Annotated in this window: 19 protein-coding genes; 7 read left to right on the forward strand and 12 right to left on the reverse strand. The window is 69.0% G+C overall.

Features of this window, described 5'->3' with window-relative positions; all coding sequences use genetic code 11:
• Positions 1–25: 25 nt before the first annotated feature.
• The 3 genes from ACFPFG_RS29340 to ACFPFG_RS29350 are packed head-to-tail and all read right to left on the reverse strand — an operon-like array spanning position 26 to position 3030.
• Complete coding sequence (locus ACFPFG_RS29340; protein WP_183019745.1) at positions 26–784, reverse strand: phosphoadenylyl-sulfate reductase; 759 nt, start codon at positions 782–784, stop codon at positions 26–28.
• Between the two features lies 1 nt (position 785).
• Positions 786–1169 carry a DUF934 domain-containing protein gene (locus ACFPFG_RS29345; protein ID WP_183019746.1) on the reverse strand — a complete coding sequence of 128 codons (384 nt, stop codon included), beginning with the start codon at positions 1167–1169 and terminating at the stop codon, positions 786–788.
• A gap of 28 nt (positions 1170–1197) precedes the next feature.
• On the reverse strand, positions 1198–3030 hold the full coding sequence (locus ACFPFG_RS29350) for a nitrite/sulfite reductase (protein ID WP_183019747.1): 1833 nt from the start codon (positions 3028–3030) through the stop codon (positions 1198–1200).
• A gap of 264 nt (positions 3031–3294) precedes the next feature.
• Here ACFPFG_RS29350 and ACFPFG_RS29355 point away from each other — a divergent pair, with 264 nt between their 5' ends.
• A complete protein-coding gene (locus ACFPFG_RS29355; RefSeq protein WP_380109423.1) occupies positions 3295–4329 on the forward strand; it encodes a hypothetical protein in 1035 nt (344 codons plus the stop codon).
• Here the strand turns inward: ACFPFG_RS29355 and ACFPFG_RS29360 are convergent.
• The 9 genes from ACFPFG_RS29360 to ACFPFG_RS29400 form a co-directional block, all read right to left on the reverse strand.
• The gene (locus ACFPFG_RS29360) at positions 4265–5098 is read right to left on the reverse strand and encodes an ABC transporter ATP-binding protein (RefSeq protein ID WP_183019749.1); all 834 of its coding nucleotides are present in this window, start codon (positions 5096–5098) and stop codon (positions 4265–4267) included. The two genes, ACFPFG_RS29355 and ACFPFG_RS29360, sit on opposite strands and share 65 nt — an antisense overlap.
• Complete coding sequence (locus ACFPFG_RS29365; protein WP_047218075.1) at positions 5091–6104, reverse strand: FecCD family ABC transporter permease; 1014 nt, start codon at positions 6102–6104, stop codon at positions 5091–5093. The genes ACFPFG_RS29360 and ACFPFG_RS29365 overlap by 8 nt, the downstream gene beginning before the upstream one ends.
• Positions 6104–7165: an iron ABC transporter substrate-binding protein gene (locus ACFPFG_RS29370; RefSeq protein WP_380109425.1), complete on the reverse strand. Its 1062-nt coding sequence runs from the start codon at positions 7163–7165 to the stop codon at positions 6104–6106. The genes ACFPFG_RS29365 and ACFPFG_RS29370 overlap by 1 nt, the downstream gene beginning before the upstream one ends.
• Entirely contained in the window at positions 7162–7719 is a 558-nt protein-coding gene (locus tag ACFPFG_RS29375; protein WP_312378377.1) for a DUF2478 domain-containing protein, read from the reverse strand. The genes ACFPFG_RS29370 and ACFPFG_RS29375 overlap by 4 nt, the downstream gene beginning before the upstream one ends.
• A gap of 33 nt (positions 7720–7752) precedes the next feature.
• The gene (locus ACFPFG_RS29380; RefSeq protein ID WP_183019752.1) at positions 7753–8628 is read right to left on the reverse strand and encodes an ABC transporter substrate-binding protein; all 876 of its coding nucleotides are present in this window, start codon (positions 8626–8628) and stop codon (positions 7753–7755) included.
• Positions 8629–8650: 22 nt separating this feature from the next.
• Entirely contained in the window at positions 8651–10732 is a 2082-nt protein-coding gene (locus ACFPFG_RS29385; RefSeq protein ID WP_380109428.1) for a TonB-dependent receptor plug domain-containing protein, read from the reverse strand.
• Between the two features lie 189 nt (positions 10733–10921).
• Entirely contained in the window at positions 10922–12853 is a 1932-nt protein-coding gene (gene mnmC, locus ACFPFG_RS29390) for a bifunctional tRNA (5-methylaminomethyl-2-thiouridine)(34)-methyltransferase MnmC2/FAD-dependent 5-carboxymethylaminomethyl-2-thiouridine(34) oxidoreductase MnmC1 (protein WP_380109430.1), read from the reverse strand.
• Between the two features lie 15 nt (positions 12854–12868).
• Entirely contained in the window at positions 12869–13537 is a 669-nt protein-coding gene (locus tag ACFPFG_RS29395; RefSeq protein WP_012206442.1) for a trimeric intracellular cation channel family protein, read from the reverse strand.
• A 172-nt stretch (positions 13538–13709) separates the two neighbouring features.
• Positions 13710–13982 (reverse strand): oxidative damage protection protein, encoded by a 273-nt coding sequence (locus tag ACFPFG_RS29400; protein ID WP_013801659.1) that lies wholly within the window; start codon positions 13980–13982, stop codon positions 13710–13712.
• Positions 13983–14126: 144 nt separating this feature from the next.
• Between ACFPFG_RS29400 and ACFPFG_RS29405 the strand changes: the two genes are divergently transcribed.
• The 6 genes from ACFPFG_RS29405 to ssuC all read left to right on the forward strand — a co-directional run bounded on the left by ACFPFG_RS29405 (position 14127) and on the right by ssuC (position 19685).
• Complete coding sequence (locus ACFPFG_RS29405) at positions 14127–15149, forward strand: sulfate ABC transporter substrate-binding protein (protein ID WP_012206440.1); 1023 nt, start codon at positions 14127–14129, stop codon at positions 15147–15149.
• Positions 15150–15230: 81 nt separating this feature from the next.
• On the forward strand, positions 15231–15392 hold the full coding sequence (locus ACFPFG_RS29410; protein ID WP_380109433.1) for a hypothetical protein: 162 nt from the start codon (positions 15231–15233) through the stop codon (positions 15390–15392).
• Between the two features lie 150 nt (positions 15393–15542).
• Positions 15543–16544: a sulfonate ABC transporter substrate-binding protein gene (locus ACFPFG_RS29415; protein ID WP_380109434.1), complete on the forward strand. Its 1002-nt coding sequence runs from the start codon at positions 15543–15545 to the stop codon at positions 16542–16544.
• A 23-nt stretch (positions 16545–16567) separates the two neighbouring features.
• Positions 16568–17623 carry an aliphatic sulfonate ABC transporter substrate-binding protein gene (locus ACFPFG_RS29420; RefSeq protein ID WP_016448336.1) on the forward strand — a complete coding sequence of 352 codons (1056 nt, stop codon included), beginning with the start codon at positions 16568–16570 and terminating at the stop codon, positions 17621–17623.
• Positions 17624–17661: 38 nt separating this feature from the next.
• Positions 17662–18822, forward strand: coding sequence for an FMNH2-dependent alkanesulfonate monooxygenase (ssuD, locus tag ACFPFG_RS29425; protein WP_312378363.1), 1161 nt, complete (start codon positions 17662–17664; stop codon positions 18820–18822).
• Between the two features lie 11 nt (positions 18823–18833).
• Positions 18834–19685 (forward strand): aliphatic sulfonate ABC transporter permease SsuC, encoded by an 852-nt coding sequence (gene ssuC / locus ACFPFG_RS29430; protein ID WP_034395338.1) that lies wholly within the window; start codon positions 18834–18836, stop codon positions 19683–19685.
• The last annotated feature ends 1 nt before the right edge of the window (position 19686 follow it).

The raw sequence follows: 19686 nt of genomic DNA on the forward strand, positions 1-19686 counted from the left end.
AAATCGGTGTCAAACCCTGCAGGCTTCACTTCTTGGCGTGCAGGCCGCATTCCTTGGCCGCTTCGTCCTCCCACCACCAGCGGCCGGCGCGGAAGTCCTCGCCAAGGCTGACGGCGCGCGTGCAGGGTGCGCAGCCGATGCTGGGATAGAACTGGTCGTGCAGCGGGTTGTAGTCCACGCCGTGGCTGGCGATGTAGTGCCAGACATCGCCCTGGGTCCAGTCTGTCAGCGGGTTGAACTTGGTCAGGCCCTTGGACTCGACCTCGCTGCGGTCCACGGCGGGCACGTCGGCGCGGGCGTTGGACTGCTCGCGGCGCAGGCCCGTGATCCAGGCGCTCTTGCCGGCCAGCGCGCGCGCCAGCGGCTCCATCTTGCGCACGCCGCAGCAGGCCTTGCGCAGCTCGATGCTGCGGTACATGGCGTCCTGGCCGTTGTCGCGGATGAAGTGGATCACCGATTCGAGCTGCGGCCGGTAGACCTTGACGCTCAGGCCGGGCAGCGACTGGGTGCGCTCCAGCAGGGCCAGGGTCTCGGTGTGCAGCGCGCCGGTGTCCAGCACGAAGACGGGGATGTCCAGGCCCAGGCGGTGGATGATGTCGGTGATCACCACATCCTCGGCGCCCAGGCTGGAGGCCTGGGTCACGGCCTCGGCACCCAGCGCCGCGGCCTCGCGCAGCAGGGCCTCGGTGGCGGCCAGCTTGTCGGCAAAGCCGCTGCTGGCACGGCCGTTGACCTCGGTGGCCTTGGCCGATGCCTGTCGCGACAGAAAGCTTTGCGCACCCATGTCAGGCCGCCTTGACGAAGTGGGGCTCGGGATGCACGGCATCACCCTGGTAGAAGCCGTGGAAGCGGTCCAGTTGGCGCTGGGCATCGGCGATGTCCACGCCTTCGCGCAGCACGGCCACGTCGAAGCCGCAGCGCTGCATCTGCACCAGCTGGTCGATCAGCACGTCGCCGGTGGCGCGGATCTCGCCCACAAAGCCCAGGCGCTTGCGCAGCAGGCGCGCCTGGCTGAAGGCGCGGCCATCGGTGAACTTGGGAAAGTGCAGGTCGATGCGCTGCACGCCGGTCAGATCCAGCGTGAAGGGATCGGCGTCATTGGCCGGGGCAATGATGGTCTGCTGGCCTTCGGCCGGGCTTTGGTGCTCGTGTGCGGCGATGATTTTCATGGGGATCTCCTGCGGCTCTCACCTGGGGTCAGGCGGCCGCTTCCTCGGTGTGCTTGGCGGGGTGGCGGGCGGCATTGCCGGCGGCCTTGAACGGGTCGATGCCCACGCGGCGCACGGTGGCGATGAAGGTCTCGAAACGGCCGCCTTCGCTTTGGCGCTGCTCGCGGTAGGTGGCCAGCAGGGCCTCGATCACGCCGGGCACTTCGGCGGCGCTGAAGGAGGGGCCGATGATCTTGCCGGGCGTGGCCGGGCCGGACAGGTGGGAGCCGTCGGCGCCGCCCAGCGTGATCTGGTACCACTCCTTGCCGTCCTTGTCCACGCCCAGGATGCCGATGTGGCCGCTGTGGTGGTGGCCGCAGCTGTTGATGCAGCCGCTGATGTGCAGGTCGATCTCGCCCAGGTCCCACAGCTCGTCCAGGTCCTGGTAGCGCTCGGTGATGGCCTCGGCAATGGGCAGGGAGCGTGCATTGGCCAGCGAGCAGAAGTCGCCGCCCGGGCAGGCGATCATGTCGGTCAGCAGGCCGATGTTGGGCTTGGCCAGGCCCAGGGCCTTGGCCGCCTTGTACAGCTGGGGCAACTGGTCGCGGCGCACCCAGGGCAGCAGCAGGTTCTGCTCGTGGGTGACGCGCATCTCGCCGGCCGAGAACTGGTCGGCCAGCTCGGCGGCGGCATCCATCTGGTCGGCCGTGGCGTCGCCGGGCGCGTAGCCCAGGCGCTTGAACGACAGCAGCACGGCGCGCAACTGCGGGTGGCGGTGCGGGCGCACGTTGCTGATCAGCCAGCGGCCGAAGTCCTTGTCTTCCTCGGCGGCCGTGCGCAGCAGGGCCAGGGTCTCGGCCTCGGCATTGGCGGGCGACAGGTCCAGCTCGGGCTCGCGGAAATTGGCGGCCACGCGGTCGTACTCGGCTTGCGTGATGGTGTGGGGACCACCCTCGACCTCGACGATCTGGCGGAATTCCTCATCGACCTGGTCGATGAAGTTCTGGCCCTCGGACTTCACGAGGATCTTGATGCGCGCCTTCCAGGCGTTGTCGCGGCGGCCGTAGCGGTTGTAGACGCGGATCACGGCTTCCAGGTAGTTCATCAGCTGGTTCCAGGGCAGGAACTCGCGCAGCACCGGGCTGATGGTGGGCGTGCGGCCCATGCCGCCGCCCACGCGCACCTTGAAGCCCAGCTCGCCGGCCTCGTTCTTGAGCAACTGCAGGCCCACGTCGTACCAGCCCAGCGCGGCGCGGTCTTCCTCGGCACCGCTGATGGAGACCTTGAACTTGCGCGGCAGGAAGCTGAACTCGGGGTGCAGCGTGCTCCACTGGCGCAGGATTTCTGTGAAGGGGCGGGGGTCGGCGATCTCGTCGATGGCGATGCCCGCCAGCGCGTCGCTGTTGATGTTGCGGATGCAGTTGCCGCTGGTCTGGATGCCGTGCAGGCTGACGCTGGCCAGCAGGTCCATCACGTCGGCGGCCTTTGACAGCGGAATCCAGTTGTACTGGACGTTGGTGCGCGTGGTGAAGTGGCCGTAGCCGAACTTCAGGTCGGAGCCGATGCGGCGGCCGTCGTGCAGCGGGATGTCGCCCAGCCGGTCCTGGGTGGCGCGGGCCTCGGCCAGCAGGGCGGCGTCGGGTTGGTCGTACTCGCGGGCCACGCGGGCCAGCACGCGCAACTGGGCGCTGGACAGTTCGCCGTAGGGCACGGCCACGCGCAGCATGGGCGCGTAGCGTTGCACATACCAGCCGTTTTGCAGGCGCAGGGGCTTGAACTCATCCTCCGAGAGCTTGCCGGCCTGCCAGCGTTCGAGCTGGTCACGGAACTGCTCGGCGCGCAGGCGGATGAACTGTTTGTCGAATTCGGTGTATTGGTACATGGCGCTTCGGATGTGGGGTCTTCGACTGCCGCCGGTGGCGGCGGTGCAGGGGGTCATTGCGTGGCACCGAGGCACTTGCGGGAAACGCGCGCAGAACCCTGCATGGACGGGAATGTAAGCAATGGCCTTATAGAAGCAAACGATTGTTTTGTCCTGCAAGTATGTGGATATGGATATAAGTCAAAGGCAGCAGGCTTTGTGAGGCTGACCCGGCCGACGCATGACGGCCCGATATGCTCTGCCCGACAGAGGGAGGATTTCAAAATGCGAAACCGTTGTGCCGCCATCGGGCTGGCCCTGGCGTTGACCGCTGCTGTCCAGGCGCAGGTCCGGAGCCCGGCCCAGCCGCCGTCCCCGTTGTCCGCAACTCACACCGCCGAGACGACTGAACCCGACAAATCCGCACAGGAATCAGCCTGGGATGCGTATCTGCATCGCGTGGCGGCGCAGTTGGCCCGTTCCGGCAGCGGGCGCGATCTGGCCTTTGCGGCCATCCTGATCAATCTGTCGCCCCGCGACAAAAGCGCTGTCAGCCAGGCCGAGGGCTGGCGCCAGGACGCGCTGGAGCGGGCGGGGCAGGACGCGCTGGCCTATCAACTGCTGGCCTCCAAGGCCCCTGAGGACGAAGGCGAAGTGCGCGCCGAGGCTGCGCGCCGCTGGCTGGCGCTGGAGCCCAGCAATTTCTCTGCGCTGATGCTGCAGGCGCTGGGACCGCAGGAACTGCTGGTTGCAGCGCGCGAAAGCCGCTATGCGGACATGCACATGTATGACGGCGTGCGCTGGATGCAGTCCGCTTTGCTGCGCCATCCGCCCACGGCACAGGAGCTGCAGGCGCTGGGAGGCAGTCCGAACTACCGGCTCGAGGAAGGCGCGGTGATCACTGCAATAGGGATCTGGACAGCCTTCCCCTTGACGGGCTACAAGACGCTGCTGGATGCCTGCAAGCCCGAAGCGATGGGCAAGACCACGGCACGCGAGGCCGACTGCCTGCATGTGGCCCGCCTGCTGACGCAGCGCTCATCGACCGTGCTGGATGAGGGCTTTGGGCTGGCGATTCAACGCCGGCTGGCCAAAACCCCGGCCGAGCACGCCGCGGCCCAGGCCCGGCGCCGCCAGTTGGAGTGGCTGATGCAAGCGTCCGCCCCGCTCGGCATGCAGGACGGAGGAACCCGGTTTGCCCGGCTGCTGGCCGATCCGTCCATCCACAGCGAGCAGCAATTGCTGGAGCGCTTGCTCAAGGATGCAGGCCGGCCCTTGACGCCGCCGCCGTGCTGGAAGTGGCGCCCGCCCAGACCTTAGGGATTGCCGGCAGCCGCGTCGCCACCGCCGCCTCGCTCACACCATAGAGCACTGCCAGCGCGGCAGGCGTGGCCACCTGCGCCGCCGCACCGCAGGCCTGGAGGCCGCCGCGGCCCAGCAGGGCGATGCGGTCGGCCACCTGCAGCGCATGCTCGGGCTGGTGGGTGGACAGCAGCACGGCCATGCCGCGTGCACGCAGCGCGGCAATCTGGTCCAGCACGCGGATCTGGTTGCCGAAGTCCAGGCTGGCCGTGGGCTCGTCCATGACCAGCAGCGCGGGCTCCTGGGCCAGGGCGCGTGCGATCAGCACCAGCTGGCGCTCGCCGCCGCTCAGCTCGGTATAGGGGCGCGGAGCCAGGTGGCCTATGCCCAGTTGCTCCATGCAGCCCAGCGCCATGGCCCGGTCTGCTTCCGAGGGCCGGGCCAGCGCAGGCAGGCGTGCGGCACGGCCCATGAGCACCATGTCCAGCGCCTCGAAGCCGAAGACGCCGGCCTGCGCCTGGGGCACATAGCCCACGCGCCGCGCAAACTCGGCACGCGGCCAGCTGTGCACGGGCTGGCCCTGCACGCGCACCTCTCCGGCCAGCGGCGCCAGCAGGCCCAGCACGGTGCGGAACAGCGTGGTCTTGCCGCAGCCGTTGGGGCCCAGCAGGCACAGTACCTCGCCTGCGGCAATGGCCAGGTCCAGCCCCTGGCTGACGCGCCGCCGTCCATGGCCCGTGGCCAGGGCCAGCGTCTGCAGCACGGGTGGGGCCTGCACCTCAGTCATTGCGCCCCGTGCGCGACAGCAGGTAGAGAAAGAAGGGCGCGCCGACCAGGGCCGTGAGAATGCCCAGCGGCAGCTCGATGCGCGCCGCGCTGCGCGCCAGGGTGTCGGCCGCAACCACGAAGCCCGCGCCCAGCAGCGCCGAGGCCGGCAGCAGGCGCACGAAATTGGGGCCGACCAGCAGGCGCGCCACATGCGGCACCACCAGCCCCACCCAGCCGACGATGCCGGCCAGCGACACGGCGGCCGCCGTGCCCAGCGTGGCACAGGCCACCAGCAGCAGGCGCAGGCGTGCCACGGGCACGCCCAGGGCCAGCGCCTCTTCGTCGGGCAGACCCAGCAGGTTGATGCGCCAGCGCAGCAGCAGCAGGGGCAGCAGGGCGCACAGCATCACGGGCGCTGTGGCACCCAGCTCGGGCAGGGTGACGGCGCTCAGGCCGCCCATGAGCCAGAAGGTGATGGATGGCAGCTGCGTATTGGGGTCGGCCAGCGTCTTGACCAGGGCGATGCCCGCACCCAACAGCGCGCCCAGCGCAATGCCGGCCAGCACCAGAACCAGCACCGGGTCATGGCGGCGCACGCTGGCGCTGATGGCCACCACCACGGCCACGGCGGCCAGCCCGCCGCCAAAGGCCAGGGCCTGCACGGCCGCCATGGACCAGCCCAGGAAGATGCCCAGCACCGCGCCCAGGCCGGCACCGGCCGAGACGCCCAGGATGTCGGGCGAGACCAGCGGGTTGCGGAACATGCCCTGGTAGGCCGCGCCCGCCGCCGCCAGCGTGGCGCCCACGGCCAGGCCTGCGGCGATGCGCGGCAGGCGGATGTTCCAGAGCACGGTCTCGGCGCTGGCGGACAAGGGGGACGCCGTGCCCGTGGCGCGCGCCAGCAGCGACTGCCACAGCTGCTGCGGCGCGATGGAGAACTGACCCGCCGCCAGCGCCCACAGCAGCACGGCGGCCAGCAAGGCCAGTGCGAGCACCCACCCCAGGCGGCGGCCTGTGGCAGGCATCAACGCGCAGTCTCCATCAGCCTGCCCAGCGCTGCGGGCGACAGGTCGGCGCCGTAGAACAGGCGGTAGAAGTCGCGCACCTCGCGTTCCAGCGGCGGCAGTCCCTGCAGGGCCTGCGCCTGCGGGTGGAGTTTTTCCAGCAGCCAGCGCACGCCGATGAGCCGGTTGACGCCGGGCGGCCCGTCCAGCCAGCCGAAGGGCCAGACCGGCGCGCAGTGCACGCGGCCCGAGCGAACGGCGGCCACGCCGCGCCACAGCGGGTCCTGGCGCATGCGCTCGGCAAGGCCGGGTTCCTGCGTGACGATGACCTGCGGGTCCCAGGCCAGGATCTGCTCCATGGACACGCGCGTGAGCCCGCCACGCCCTGCATCGGCCGCCACATTGCGCCCGCCCGCGTACTCGACGGCTTCCACATTGATGGAGCCCGCCAGCCCCGTTTCCAGGCCGTTGGCGCTGCGCGCGAAGTACACGCGCGGGCGCTCGGCCGGTGCCAGACCCTTGGTGGCACGCTGCGCCAGCGCCGCCACGGCATCGGCATGGCGGGCCAGGGTTTCGCCACGCGCGGCCTCGCCCAGCAGGACGCCGACCTCGCGCAACTGGCCTGCGTGGTCGGCCAGCGAACCCTGGATCAGCACGCAGGGCAGGCCGGTCTGGCGCGCCAGCCGCTCGGTGGCCGAGATATAGGTGGCATCGGCCGTGCCGGCGTCCAGCACCAGGTCGGGCTGCAGCTTCAGTAGCGACTCCAGCGGCATGGTGCTGCCGCGCCCGGACAGGCGGCCCAGGTGAGGCAGGGCCTGCAGCGTGGGGCCCAGGTAGGAGCGCGAGACATCGTCCAGCTGCTGGGGCCAGCCCAGCAGCTTGTGCGGTGCCAGCGTGGCCACCAGCACGCCTGCGGGGGGGCCGGCAGCAAACACCCGGCGCAGTTTGGTCGCGTCCGGTATCTGGCCTATGCGCGCGGCAATGGTCGTGGTCTGGGCATGGCCGGGGACAAGAGCCGATGAGGCCAGCGCCGCCATGGCCTGGCCCAGCCAGCGGCGGCGGGTGAACAGAAGATCGGTCATGAAAGCCAGGGGATGGGGCTGGCGCAGCCACGGCGCTCAAGCTGTGCCCGGCACCATTGCTCGATCTGCACCTCATCGGCTGCCAGCTCGGCATGCAGGCTGCCGGTGTACCTGCGCCAGTCTTCAAGATGGCGGGCCGCGACGGCCGTGAGCACAGGCGTGCCGGCCTCGACAAAGGCCGCGAATTCGGCGGCAAAGCCCTGGCCCGAGGCCTCGACGATGCCGAAGCGGTTGATCACCACCAGATCCACGCCATCGACCAGCGCCTGGCGCAGCACGGCGCTGGCCTGGGCCAGGGCCTGGGGATTGAGGCTGCAGGCGCGCGAGGCGCAGCCCAGGTCCTGGGACAGCTCGAATTGGCGGTCACTGCGCAGGTCGAACAGCTGCATGCGCTTGTTGCCGTTGGCATAGCGGTCCTGGCGATGCACCAGGCCGCCTACGCGCCAGCCCGCGCCTTGCAGGCGGCGTGCCACGCGTTCGAGCAGCAGCTCCATTGCATGCTCGTCGTCGGGATGGACCAGGGCGGCCAGGGGCAGGGCGGCAGGTGAGTTCATGGCATGCAGTGCTTGTGGGATCCAGTCAGGTTTTTACTCCTGGCCGCCGCCGGTGTCGTTGACCAGGGGCATGCTGTCACGCCCGAAGATCCAGGGACCTCCGGCTGCCACATTGGCCAGTGCCAGTTCCTGCTGGCCCGGTGCGGACAGCAGATGCTCGGCCAGCCGTTGCGCGTCGCGGCGCTGGCGGGCGTCGGCCGGATGGCGCGGGCCGGGCGTGAGCAGCACATAGGGCCGGCGCATCAGCGGGTCTCCGTGCAGCAGCAGCTCGATGCCGGGCGCGCCCATCTTGCCGAAATGCAGCGGGATATGGCCGACCACGGCATAGGCCTGCAGCTCGGCCGCCAGCTGCAGCACCGCCTGGGGGCGCGGCCCGGTGTCGGCGCGCAGCCAGCGGGCGTCGGGCCGTATGCCGGCGCGGCGCCACAGCCGCTGGACCACGGTATAGCTGCCGGGGTCGCGCAGCGCGATGAAGGGCGAGCCGCTGGCCACGATGCGGCGCATGGCCTGCACCCCATCGGCCGCACTGCGCACCCCGGCCGGATCATGCGCTGGGCCGGCGAACACATGCTCGTTCCAGCCCCACACGCGCGCAGCCGATGCCAGGCCGGCAGCCTCCAGCGACATGGCTTCGTCGCTGGCGTGGATGAGCAGCAGCTGGGCGCGGCCCTGGGCCATGGCGGGTATCACGCCCTCCTTGGGCGCGGCAACGGCGGTGCGCACGGACAGGCCCAGGCTGCGACCCGCCGCGTCGGCCAGGTGCGGCCAGACACCGCACAGCGACAGGCCACCGACCACGGCCACGTTCACGCTGGCAGGTTCGGCCGGCTGGGCGGCGCAGCCGCTCAGGGCTGCCAGCGCGGGCAGGGCGCCCAGCAGGCGGCGGCGATCGGGGCAGAGCGGTTCCATGGATTCAGAGCCAGTCCGTGCTTCAGAAGCGATAGCCCAGGTTGACATACCAGCTGCGGCCAGGCATGGGCAGGCCGTCATCGAACTGGTACCACTTGTCGCCGATATTGGCCACGCCGAAGTCCACGGTGATGTCGCTGCGCGGCTTGTAGCGCGCGCGCAGGTTGGCAATGCCGTAGCCCGACAGCTTGAGCGTCTGCAGCTGGCCGCTGCCCGACAGCGGCACGTAGCGGCCCTTCTCGGTCTCGACCTCGGCATTGAATTCCCACTGCGCCAGCGGACGCCACTGGATGCCGGCCAGCAGGCGGTGGCGCGGCGTGTTGGTCAGCGTGATGCTGGAGTCGCTGGTGTTGCGGCGGTTCAGGTAGGTGTAGCCGGCGTTCACGCTCCATTGTGCCGACAGCTGTTGGGCCAGCGACAGCTCCATGCCGATGTTGCGCGTGCGCCCCACGTTCTGCGCCTGGTTGCAGGTGGTGCCGCCGCATTCGGCCGAGGCCACGACCACGGTCTGGATCTGGTTGCGCACGCGGCTGTAGAACAGCGCGGCCTGGCCCTGGCCGCCCTGCCAGGGCGAGCCGCTGACGCCCAGTTCCAGGTGGTTGGCGGTCTCGGGCTGCAGGTCGGGGTTGGCCAGGGCCGTGCCCATGCGTGCCGAGTAGCGGTCCTTGATGGTGGGAAAGCGCGTCTTGTGCGAGGCGATGAAATAGGCCTCGCCGCCACCGCCCAGCGCATAGCCGAGCTTGGCCACGCCATTGGTGGCGCTGGCGGAGCCCGTGGGCCACTGGTAGACCTCGCGCGCATCGCGCTGGTCGTGGCTGAGCGCCAGGTTCAGGCTCCAGCGTTCGGCCAGGGCCATCGTGTCCTCGATCACCAGGGAGCGCGTCACGTCGCGGTAGTGCTTGCTGGGGTCCTTGGCCGAGGCGGCATCGGTGTGCTCGTCGATCTTGTAGTGCGCGCCCAGGCGCAGCGCATGGCCCTTGAAGCTGTAGTTGGCCCACTCGATGCTGGCGCCCTGGCTCACGTCCTTGTAGCTGCTGGTGGGGTCATGGCGCGTGTAGCTCGCGTCCGTGTACATGTCCAGGCCGTTCTTGTAGGTGTCGTGGTAGATGCGGGTCTTGAGCAGGTTGTCGGCATTGATGCGCGTGGTGCTCAGGAAGTACACGCTGTCCTTGTCCCAGTAGGGCCAGCGCCAGTAGCGGGTGACGTTCTTGCCCGTGGCGCTGCCCGTATACACGGGGTTGCCTTTCTCGCCCTCCTGGCGCACATAGCCCAGCGCGTATTCGTCCGTGGCATTTGGAGTGAGGCCCAGCTTGAACGACAGGCGCTTGTCCGTGCGGTAGGCGTTGTCGCGGTAGTTGCCCGTGTCGGTGGGCTGCTTCTTGAAGTCCTTGAAGCCCTTGGGCAGCGGAAAACTGTCCGCGTCCAGGTAGGAGGCGCCAAGCTGGTAGTACCAGGTGCCCAGGTTGCCGCCCAGATTGACGGCGGCCTTGCGTTCACCACCCGCACCGGCACCGACGCGCGCATCGCCCTCGAAGGATTTGACGGGCTTGCGCGTGACCAGGTTGATGGCGCCGCCCAGCGTATTGGGGCCATACATCAGCGATGCGCCGGCCTTGGCCACGCGGATCTCGGACAGGTCGAAGGTGGTGAAGCGGCCGAAGTCCACATAGCCGTCATAGGGCACGTACAGCGGCACGCCGTCCACGAAGACCGGCACCTGGCGCGGATCGAAACCGCGCAGGTAAATCATTTCCTCGTTGCGATTGTTGCGCGACAGCGTGGCGCCCGGCAGCAGGCGCACGGCGTCGGCCACAGTGTCGGCATTGCGCTGGCGCATCTCGGCAGCGCCCAGTCGCTGTTCATCGCCGGATATGGCCTCTGCCTCATCGCGCGTATCGCGCACATCGACCGTGCCCAGCTGGAAGGTCTGCGAAGCCTGTGCTGCAGGCGTGCCCGATTGGACCTCGACCTGGGCCTGCGCCTGCGTGCTGGCGGCCAGGCCTGCAAGCAGCAGGGCGTGTGTCAGCGCGGAGCGAAGGCGGAACGCGGGGGAGGAGAGGGCGGGTGCGGATGCGGGAGCGCAGGAGCGGGGCTGGAGGGTCACGGTTTCAGGTTCTTGTGTGGTTGGACACGGAGCGGCTATTTGCTTCCTTTTGAAAACAGGTTTCGGATTCTATCGATATGTACTCATAAACATAACGAGTGACGAAAAACCGTCTGCGGGAAGACTCGGGTTTTCTTTCAGGCCGTTGTGTGAATGCCCGGCCGTTCAGCGGGCGGGCGGTTCAACGGTTCAGCGCCTGCGGCCCAGACGCTCGCTGGCCAGGGCAGCCGCCAGCCTGGCATCCAGGGGCAGCGGTTCGTCGTGCAGGCGTGCTGCCAGCAGCTCGCCGCACAGCAGCGACAGCGTGAGCCCGCGCGAGCCCATGGCCGTCAGCGCCCACAGGCCGGGAGCCTGATCGGACACCGGTCCGACCACGGGCAGCCGGTCTGGCGAGGCCACGCGCACGGCGCCCCAGGTGGCGCGCGGTGGCGCGTCGAAGAAGCCTTGCAGGCTCTGGTAGGCACCTGGCAGCAGCTGCGCCAGTTTGGCGCCATTGGCTGCATGGGCGGCGGCCTGGTCTTCGGGGCTGGGCGGCAGCGCGGTCTGGTCGCGCTCGAAGGTCGATCCCATGACCCAGCCTGGCCCGGCTGTATCGCCGGGCAGCGGCATGGCGGGCACCAGGTTGCCATGGCCGTTGACGGGAAAGGGGGGCATGGCCTGCGCGCTGGCCGGGGTGTGCGCATCCCAGCTGACCTGGCCGCGTATGGGCTGCAGCGGCCAGCCGGCCTGCGCACCCAGGCTGTGCTCCAGCAGCGCATTGGTTGCGGGGCCGAGTGCAAGCACGACCAGTTCGGCCTCGGCCAGCAGTGCGCCCTGTGCATCCAGGGCCTGCCAGGTGGGTACGCCATCGCCCGTGCCGGTGCGTGCAAGGCGCGCCACGCAGGCACTGCCCTGCCAGCGCACGCCGGGCAGTGCCAGCTGCGCCTGCACCAGCCGCGCCGGGCGTACCCAGCCGGCCTGTACATGCCAGCAGGCCGGGGCGTCGGCGGGCAGGCCGGCCGCCGAGAGTTGATCGGCGCTGGCGGGCCTGCTCCAGTGGTCGCCCGGGCCGGGGGATTTCCAGTCGCGCGGCAGCCGCGGGGCGGCTTCCACGCCGTGCTCCAGCACGCCGGTATCGCACCAGTCCGTGCCCGGCTGCAGCAGGCCCTGGCCGGAGAGCATTTGCAGCTGCGCCAGGGTCAGGCGAGCGCCGTCGCGGCTCAGGCGGGACAGCAGGCTGTCATCGGGCGAGACATGGGGGCAGAACAGGCCTGCGGGCAGGGCGGAGGCGCCCGCTGCAGGCGCCTCGGCAGCATCCAGCACGGTGACCTGCCAGCCACGGCGCGACAGGCTGGCGGCGGCGGCCGCACCGGCAATGCCTGCACCCAGCACCATGCAGCGCCGTGGGGTGATGGCTTCCTGCGGCTGTGCACGCGGCCCGCGCGGTTGCCAGGCCGGGTCGTAGACGGCATGCAGGTTGTGACGCTTGGGGCGCACGCCATCCACCTTGCGGACCTGAAAGCCGTGCTGGGCCAGGGCATCGCGCACCGTGCGCGCCACGCACCAGGTGGACAGCTGCGTGCCGCGCCGGCAATGGCGCGCCAGCGCGCGCAGGGTGTCGGCGCTCCAGAGGTCGGGGTTGAGTTCCGGCGTGAAGCCGTCCAGGTAGATGCTGTCGGCCGTGATCTGCTGGCGCCGCAGCATGGCCTGGGCATCGCCGATGTACAGCGTCAGCAGCACGCGGCCCTGCTCGAAGGCGAGGCGGTGCACGCCGGGCAGCAGGCCCTGGAACCGGGTGGCCAGCTCTTCGGCCAGCAGGCGCAATCCTGGCTCGCGCGGCATGGCCTGGCGCATGGCGTCGGCGCTGACGGGAAAGGCTTCGGCCGAGACGAAATGCAGCAGCCTCGGGCGCCGGGGATCGGCTTTCCAGGCTTCCCAGGCCACGAGGAAATTCAGCCCGAACCCGAAACCGGTCTCCAGGATGCGCCATTGCGGCGCATCGGCCCAGGCCGCCGGCAGGCCGCAGCCGCCCAGAAAGACGTGGCGGGCCTGGTCCAGGCCGCCGAGTTCGCTGTGGTAGCGGTCGCCGAAGCGCGGGCTGTAGGGCGTGCCATCGGGCAGCCAGTCAATGGGTTCGGACATGGGCAAGGGGCAGAACTACTCCTCCCAGCGCTGCTGGTAGGAGAACACGGGCAGGCGCCACTTGAAGCGGATGGCGGCCAGGCGCAGCGTGAGGCCGCCGGCAAAGCAGACGACGGTGCTGAGGTTGGAGCCCACCTCCAGCGTGCGCAGGCCCAGGAAGAGCAGGCACACGGCCAGCGATACGCTGGCATACAGCTCGCGCCGGAAGACGACCGGCACCTGGTTGCACAGCACGTCGCGCAGAATGCCGCCGCTGATGCCGGTCAGCATGCCCGACATCACCACCACCACGGGCGGGTAGCCCAGCTCCAGCGCCACGTTGCAGCCGATCAGCGAGAAGGCGATCAGCCCCATGGCGTCCAGCAGCAGAAAGACCTGCTTGAGATGGTGCATGTGGCGCGCCACGACGATGGTCAGCAGCCCGGCCGAGATGACCAGGTAGACATATTCAGGGTGCTGCGTCCAGCCGATGGGGTAGTGGCCCAGCACCATGTCGCGGATGGTGCCGCCGCCCAGCGCGGTGACGAAGGCGATCACGGCCACGCCGAAGATGTCCATGTTGCGCCGGCCCGCCGCCAGCGCGCCCGACATGGCTTCGGCCGTGATGGCCACGAGGTAGATCACCAGCATGACGGTGAACTGCGATGCCTGGAACGATTCCAGCAGGGAGACGGATGGAAGCACGGAAAACCTCGGGTGAAGACCGGCCCGCGCCGCAGGGTGTGCGGCCACTGCGCCGTCCAGCGCAAGAAGGCGGGCATTGTAGGCGGTCTCTGGGCGGCGGCCGTTTGCGGCACCGCAAATGAAACCGCCCCCGGCGCGGTGCGACGGGGGCGGTGAAAGGGCACGAAGCGGCTCAGGCCGAAGGAGGCACGTAGCCGGCCGCAGCATCGGCGCCGCCGCCGAAGAAGTGGTTTTCCATCTGGCGGGCCAGGTACTGGCGGGCGCGTGCGTCGGCCAGGTTCAGGCGGTTTTCGTTGACCAGCATCGTCTGGTGCTTGAGCCAGTCGGCCCAGGCCTGCTTGCTCACGCCTTCAAAAATGCGCTTGCCCAGCTCGCCGGGGTAGGGCGGGAAGTCCAGGCCTTCAGCGTCAACGCCAAGCTTGATGCAGTGAACGGTACGTGCCATGGGGAATTGAGTCCTTGTCTTGTGGAGATTCAGATGTTTTGGGAATAACAAACTGAAATCTTATTGGTTTGAGTTTTAAGAGTTGGCTTTGAGAATGCTTTCCACGGCACCAGACCGTCGTCTCCACTCTCTACCGACACTCCAATGAAAATTCGCCGCCACTTTATCAAGTTTCCTGTCGCCGCCGGCCTGATCGCGGGCTTGACCCTGTCGGCTCTGCCGGCGTTGGCCCAGTCGGTGCAACTGCTCAATGTCTCCTACGATCCGACGCGCGAGCTGTACGTGGAATACAACCAGGCCTTCGCCAAGCACTGGAAGGCCAAGAGCGGCCAGGACGTGAGCGTCAAGCAGTCGCACGGCGGCTCGGGCAAGCAGGCGCGTTCCATCATCGACGGCATCGACGCCGACGTGGCCACGCTGGCGCTGGCCGGCGACATCGACGCCCTGGTCAAGAACGGCAACCTGCTCAAGGCCGACTGGCAAAAGCGCCTGCCGCACAACTCGGCGCCCTACAGCTCCACCATCGTCTTCCTGGTGAAGAAGGGCAATCCCAAGAACCTCAAGGACTGGGACGACCTGGTCAAGCCCGGCGTGCAGGTGATCACGCCCAACCCCAAGACCAGCGGCGGTGCGCGCTGGAACTACCTGGCCGCCTGGGAATTCGCCAAGCGCAAGTACGGCGGCGACGCACAGGCCAAGGACTTCATCGGCAAGCTGTTCAAGAACGTGCCCGTGCTGGACACGGGCGCGCGCGGCGCCACCATCACCTTCGTGCAGCGTGGCGTGGGCGACGTGCTGCTGGCCTGGGAGAACGAGGCCTTCCTGGCACTCAAGGAGTTCGGTCCCGACAAGTTCCAGATCGTCGTGCCTTCGCTGTCCATCCTGGCCGAGCCTTCGGTGGCCGTGGTCGACAAGGTCGTGGACAAGAAGGGCACGCGCGCCGTGGCCGAGGAGTACCTGAAGTACCTGTACTCCGAGGAAGGCCAGCGCATCGCCGGCCGCAACTACTACCGTCCCACGGATGCCAAGGTCAAGGCCGAGTTCGCGGACAAGTTCCCCAAGCTGGAGCTGGTCACCATCGACCAGGCCTTCGGCGGCTGGGCCAAGGCCGACAAGGACCACTTTGCCGATGGCGGCAGCTTCGACCAGATCTACACCAAGAAGTGAGTGCGGCGCGCCGGCCCGGCCGGCGCCCACCCACTGAATTCACCCGCTTTCCCAGACCGCTGCCAACTACCACGATCCGCCATGTCCATCTTCCTGACCTCCCGCCACTCTTTGCAGGCCGCGCGCCGCACGGCGCAGGCAGGCGTGCGGATGCACAAGGCAGGGGTGGCAGGCGTGGTGGCATCCAGCTCTTTTCCTCGCTTCGAGACCATGGCCTTCGCCAGCCGGCGATGTAGCACCTGACGACTCCGTGCGGCGCGTCTGCAGGCCTGGTCCTGCAGGCGGCCGCCCCTTGCTCCGCCTTCCCTTTTTTTGTTTTCTGGCTGCATGCCGCGCGCATGCATGGGCAGCGCTTTGCCTGCACCACGCACCACTCTTCCAAGGATGTCCGTCATGGTCTCGTTCGATTCTTTCCCCCGACACACAGCCAGCTGGCGCCGACGCCAACTGCTGGGCGCGGGCCTTGCCGCAGCAGTCGCCACGGTGGGCGGCCCGGCCCTGGCCCAGGACAAGGCGGGTGACCGCGTGCTGCGCGTGGGCCACCAAAAGGGCTGGCTGTCCATCCTGAAGAGCCGGGGCACGCTGGAAAAGCGGCTGGCGCCGCTGGGCGTGTCGGTGCGCTGGATCGAGTTCAACGCCGGCCCCGTGCAGCTGGAGGCGCTGAACGTGGGCTCCATCGACTTCGGCGATGTGGGCGAGGCCCCGCCCATCTTTGCGCAGGCCGCAGGCGCACCCCTGGTCTATGCGGGCGCCACCGTGCCGCGCCCCGGGCTGGAGGCGGTGATCGTGCCCAAGGACTCGCCCATCCGCAGCGTGCAGGACCTCAAGGGCAAGCGCGTGGCCTACAACAAGGGCTCGAACGTGCAGTACTTCCTGGTCAAGCTGCTGGAAAAGCATGGCTTGAAGTACGGCGATGTGCAGTCCGTCTTCCTGGCGCCGGCCGATGCGCGCGCCGCCTTCGAGCGCGGCTCCGTCGATGCCTGGCTGATCTGGGACCCCTTCCTGGCTGCCGCGCAAAAGACGCTGGACGCCCGCCTGCTGGCCGATGCCACGGGCGTGGTCAACAACCGCGCCTACTACTTCACCTCGCGCGATTTCGCCACGCGCAATGCCGATGTGCTGCGCATTGCCATCGAAGAGGTCGATGGGATTGACCGCTGGGCCTCGAAGAACCAGACGGCCGCCGCCGCCGAGCTGTCCAGCATCCTGGGCCTGGACAAGTCCATCACCGAGCTGTACCTGAGCCGTGCCCGCTTCGGCACCTCGTCCGTGACGCGCGAGATCCTGGCCGAGCAGCAGCAGATCGCCGACACCTTCTTCGAGCTCAAGCTCATCCCCCGCAAGCTCAACCTGCTGCATGCCGCGCCGGTGGACCTGATCGCGTCGCGCCCCTGAGCCCACTGCAAGGAGTCCGCACCATGAATGCCAATTCCAAGAAGCCCCGCCTGGACCGCGTGCGCCGCCAGGCCCTGCAACTGCTGGGCACCACCGCCTTCAGCTGGAGCCTGGCCGGCCAGTACGCACGCGCCGAGACGCCGGCCGCCGTGGCCGGGCCCGAGCAGTTGCGCATCGGCTACCAGAAGTCGGCCGTCAACCTGGTCATCCTCAAGCAGCAGGGCGTGCTGGAAAAGCGCTTTGCGGGCACCAAGGTCAGCTGGCTGGAGTTTCCGGCCGGCCCCCAACTGCTGGAGGCCCTGGCCGCAGGCAGTCTGGATTTCGGCCTGACCGGCGATTCACCCCCGGTCTTTGCCCAGGCCGCGGGCCGCGACCTGCTGTACGTGGGCGCCGAGCCGCCCAAGCCCGAAAGCTCGGCCATCCTCGTGCCGTCGGACTCGCCGCTGCGCGCCCTGGCCGACCTCAAGGGCCGGCGCGTGGCGCTGCAAAAAGGCTCCAGCGCCCATTACCTGCTGGTGCGTGCGCTGGACAAGGCGGGCCTGGCCTGGAACGAGATCCAGCCCGTGTACCTGGCCCCGGCCGATGCGCGCGCCGCCTTCGAGCGCAAGAGCGTGGATGCCTGGGCCATCTGGGACCCGTTCTACGCGGCCACCGAGCTGGCGATTCGCCCGCGCGTGCTGGCCAATGGCGAAGGCCTGTCGGGCAACGCCTCGTTCTACCTGGCCGCGCGCGGACTGGTGGAACGCCATCCGCAGGTGCTGCGCGCGCTGTTCGACGAGCTCACGCGCGCCGATCGCCTGGCCCAGAGCGCACGCCAGGAGGCCGTGGCCCTGGTGGCCGGCTTCAGCGGCCTGGATGCGGCGGTGGTCAGCCGCTTCATTGCGCGCCGGCCCAGCTCCCCCGTGGGCCTGCTGGCTGCGCAGACCGTGGTGGACCAGCAGCGCGTGGCCGATGCGTTTTTTCGGCTGGGCCTGATTCCGCGCCAGGTACAGGTGGCCGACATCGTCTGGCGGCCCTCGGCGGCCGAGTACGCGCGGCTGGCCGAGCCGGCGGCGGCACGCCCCTCTTCCGCCCTTTGATTTCCTTCCTCGATTCCGTCCCCTGACTGGAGCAGCGCATGCAGGTTTTCTGGTTCATTCCCACCCACGGCGACAGCCGCTACCTCGGCACGGCCGAGGGCGCCCGCCCGCTCAGCCACGACTATGTCAAGCAGGTCGCCATCGCGGCCGACAGCCTGGGCTACGAGGGCGTGCTGATTCCCACGGGCCGCTCCTGCGAGGACCCCTGGGTCGTGGCCTCCAGCCTGATTCCGGTCACCAGGCGCCTGAAGTTCCTGGTCGCCGTGCGGCCCGGCCTGCACCAGCCCAGCCTGGCGGCGCGCATGGCGGCCTCGTTCGACCGCCTGTCGGGCGGGCGGCTGCTGATCAACCTGGTCACGGGCGGCGACCGCGCCGAGCTGGAGGGCGACGGCGTCTTCCTCGACCATGCGCAGCGCTATGAGCAATCGGCCGAGTTCATCCGCATCTGGCGCGAGATCCTTGAGCGCAGCCATGAGGGCGGCACGCTCGACTACGAAGGTGAACACCTCTCGGTCAAGGGCGCCAAGCTGTTGTTCCCGCCGCTGCAAAAGCCGTATCCGCCCGTGTACTTCGGCGGTTCATCCGAGGCCGCGCACGACCTGGCTGCCGAGCAGGTCGATGCCTACCTGACCTGGGGCGAGCCCCCGGCCGAGGTGGCCAGGAAGATTGCCGATGTGCGCGAGAAGGCGGCGCGCCATGGCCGCAGCGTGAAGTTCGGCATCCGCCTGCACGTCATCGTGCGCGAGACCGAGGACGAGGCCTGGGCCGATGCCGATCGCCTGATCAGCCGCCTCAAGGACGAGACCGTGGTCCAGGCCCAGGCCGCCTTCGCGCGCATGGACTCGGAAGGCCAGCGCCGCATGGCCGCCCTGCATGCCGGCGGCAGCCGCCGCACGCGGGCCGAGCTGGAGATCAGCCCCAACCTCTGGGCCGGCGTGGGCCTGGTGCGCGGCGGCGCGGGCACGGCCCTGGTGGGCGATGCGCAGACCGTGGCCGACCGCATCAAGGAGTACGCGGACCTGGGCATAGACACCTTCGTGCTGTCCGGCTATCCGCACCTGGAAGAGGCCTACCGCTTTGCCGAACTGGTCTTCCCGCTGCTGCCGCTGTCCGTGCGCGACAGGCTGGCTGGCGGCGTGGGCGGGCCCCTGGGCGAGACCGTTGCCAACCTGTACTCGCCGCGCGCGTCGCAAAGCTGAGGGAGTCACGCATGTCCGATGCACGTACCGTTACTGCGCTGCCGGCCTCTTCGGCCCCCCCGGCCGGCGATTCCTGGTCGCCGCTGCTGCGCTTTGCGGCCGGCGTGGGCCGCCGCCTGGTGCCCTGGCTGGTGCCGCTGGCGCTGATCGCCGTCTGGCAGGCCGCCTCGGCGTGGGGATGGCTGTCCACGCGGGTGCTGCCCGCTCCGCTGGATGTGCTGCGCGCCGCGCAGGCGCTGGCCGAGTCGGGAGAGCTGCTCAAGCATGTGCAGGTGAGCGCGGGCCGCGCGCTGGGCGGCCTGGCCATCGGCGGCGGGCTGGGGCTGGCACTGGGCCTGCTCACGGGCTCGCTGCGCTGGGCGGAGACGCTGCTGGACTCCACCATCCAGATGGTGCGCAACATCCCCGCGCTGGCGCTGATTCCGCTGGTCATCCTGTGGTTCGGCATCGACGAGAGCGCCAAGCTGTTCCTGATCAGCGTGTCGGTGTTCTTTCCCATCTACCTCAACACCTTCCACGGCATTCGCAACGTGGACCCGGCGCTGATCGAGATGGGGCGCAGCTACGGCCTCACGCGCTGGCAGCTGTACCGCGAGGTCATCCTGCCGGGCGCGCTGTCCTCCATCCTCGTCGGCCTGCGTTTTTCGCTGGGCCTGATGTGGGTGATCCTCATCGTGGCCGAGACCATTTCGGCGCAGTCGGGCATCGGCTACCTGACCATGAATGCCCGCGAGTTCCTGCAGACCGACGTGGTGCTGGTCGGCATCCTGCTGTACGCCCTGCTGGGCAAGCTGGCCGACTGGTTTGCGCGTGCGCTGGAGCACTGGTGGCTGCGCTGGCATCCGGGCTACCAGCCCAAGTGAC

It is taken from the genome of Delftia deserti (assembly GCF_042653485.1).
Classification (GTDB): domain Bacteria; phylum Pseudomonadota; class Gammaproteobacteria; order Burkholderiales; family Burkholderiaceae_C; genus Comamonas; species Comamonas acidovorans.

Coding starts and splice junctions, on each gene's coding strand:
- ACFPFG_RS29340 (WP_183019745.1), bottom strand. CDS start 784: ATGGGTGCGCAAAGCTTTCTGTCGCGACAGGCATCGGCCAAGGCCACC.
- ACFPFG_RS29345 (WP_183019746.1), bottom strand. CDS start 1,169: ATGAAAATCATCGCCGCACACGAGCACCAAAGCCCGGCCGAAGGCCAG.
- ACFPFG_RS29350 (WP_183019747.1), bottom strand. CDS start 3,030: ATGTACCAATACACCGAATTCGACAAACAGTTCATCCGCCTGCGCGCC.
- ACFPFG_RS29355 (WP_380109423.1), top strand. CDS start 3,295: ATGCGAAACCGTTGTGCCGCCATCGGGCTGGCCCTGGCGTTGACCGCT.
- ACFPFG_RS29360 (WP_183019749.1), bottom strand. CDS start 5,098: ATGACTGAGGTGCAGGCCCCACCCGTGCTGCAGACGCTGGCCCTGGCC.
- ACFPFG_RS29365 (WP_047218075.1), bottom strand. CDS start 6,104: ATGCCTGCCACAGGCCGCCGCCTGGGGTGGGTGCTCGCACTGGCCTTG.
- ACFPFG_RS29370 (WP_380109425.1), bottom strand. CDS start 7,165: ATGACCGATCTTCTGTTCACCCGCCGCCGCTGGCTGGGCCAGGCCATG.
- ACFPFG_RS29375 (WP_312378377.1), bottom strand. CDS start 7,719: ATGAACTCACCTGCCGCCCTGCCCCTGGCCGCCCTGGTCCATCCCGAC.
- ACFPFG_RS29380 (WP_183019752.1), bottom strand. CDS start 8,628: ATGGAACCGCTCTGCCCCGATCGCCGCCGCCTGCTGGGCGCCCTGCCC.
- mnmC (WP_380109430.1), bottom strand. CDS start 12,853: ATGTCCGAACCCATTGACTGGCTGCCCGATGGCACGCCCTACAGCCCG.
- ACFPFG_RS29400 (WP_013801659.1), bottom strand. CDS start 13,982: ATGGCACGTACCGTTCACTGCATCAAGCTTGGCGTTGACGCTGAAGGC.
- ACFPFG_RS29405 (WP_012206440.1), top strand. CDS start 14,127: ATGAAAATTCGCCGCCACTTTATCAAGTTTCCTGTCGCCGCCGGCCTG.
- ACFPFG_RS29410 (WP_380109433.1), top strand. CDS start 15,231: ATGTCCATCTTCCTGACCTCCCGCCACTCTTTGCAGGCCGCGCGCCGC.
- ACFPFG_RS29415 (WP_380109434.1), top strand. CDS start 15,543: ATGGTCTCGTTCGATTCTTTCCCCCGACACACAGCCAGCTGGCGCCGA.
- ACFPFG_RS29420 (WP_016448336.1), top strand. CDS start 16,568: ATGAATGCCAATTCCAAGAAGCCCCGCCTGGACCGCGTGCGCCGCCAG.
- ssuD (WP_312378363.1), top strand. CDS start 17,662: ATGCAGGTTTTCTGGTTCATTCCCACCCACGGCGACAGCCGCTACCTC.
- ssuC (WP_034395338.1), top strand. CDS start 18,834: ATGTCCGATGCACGTACCGTTACTGCGCTGCCGGCCTCTTCGGCCCCC.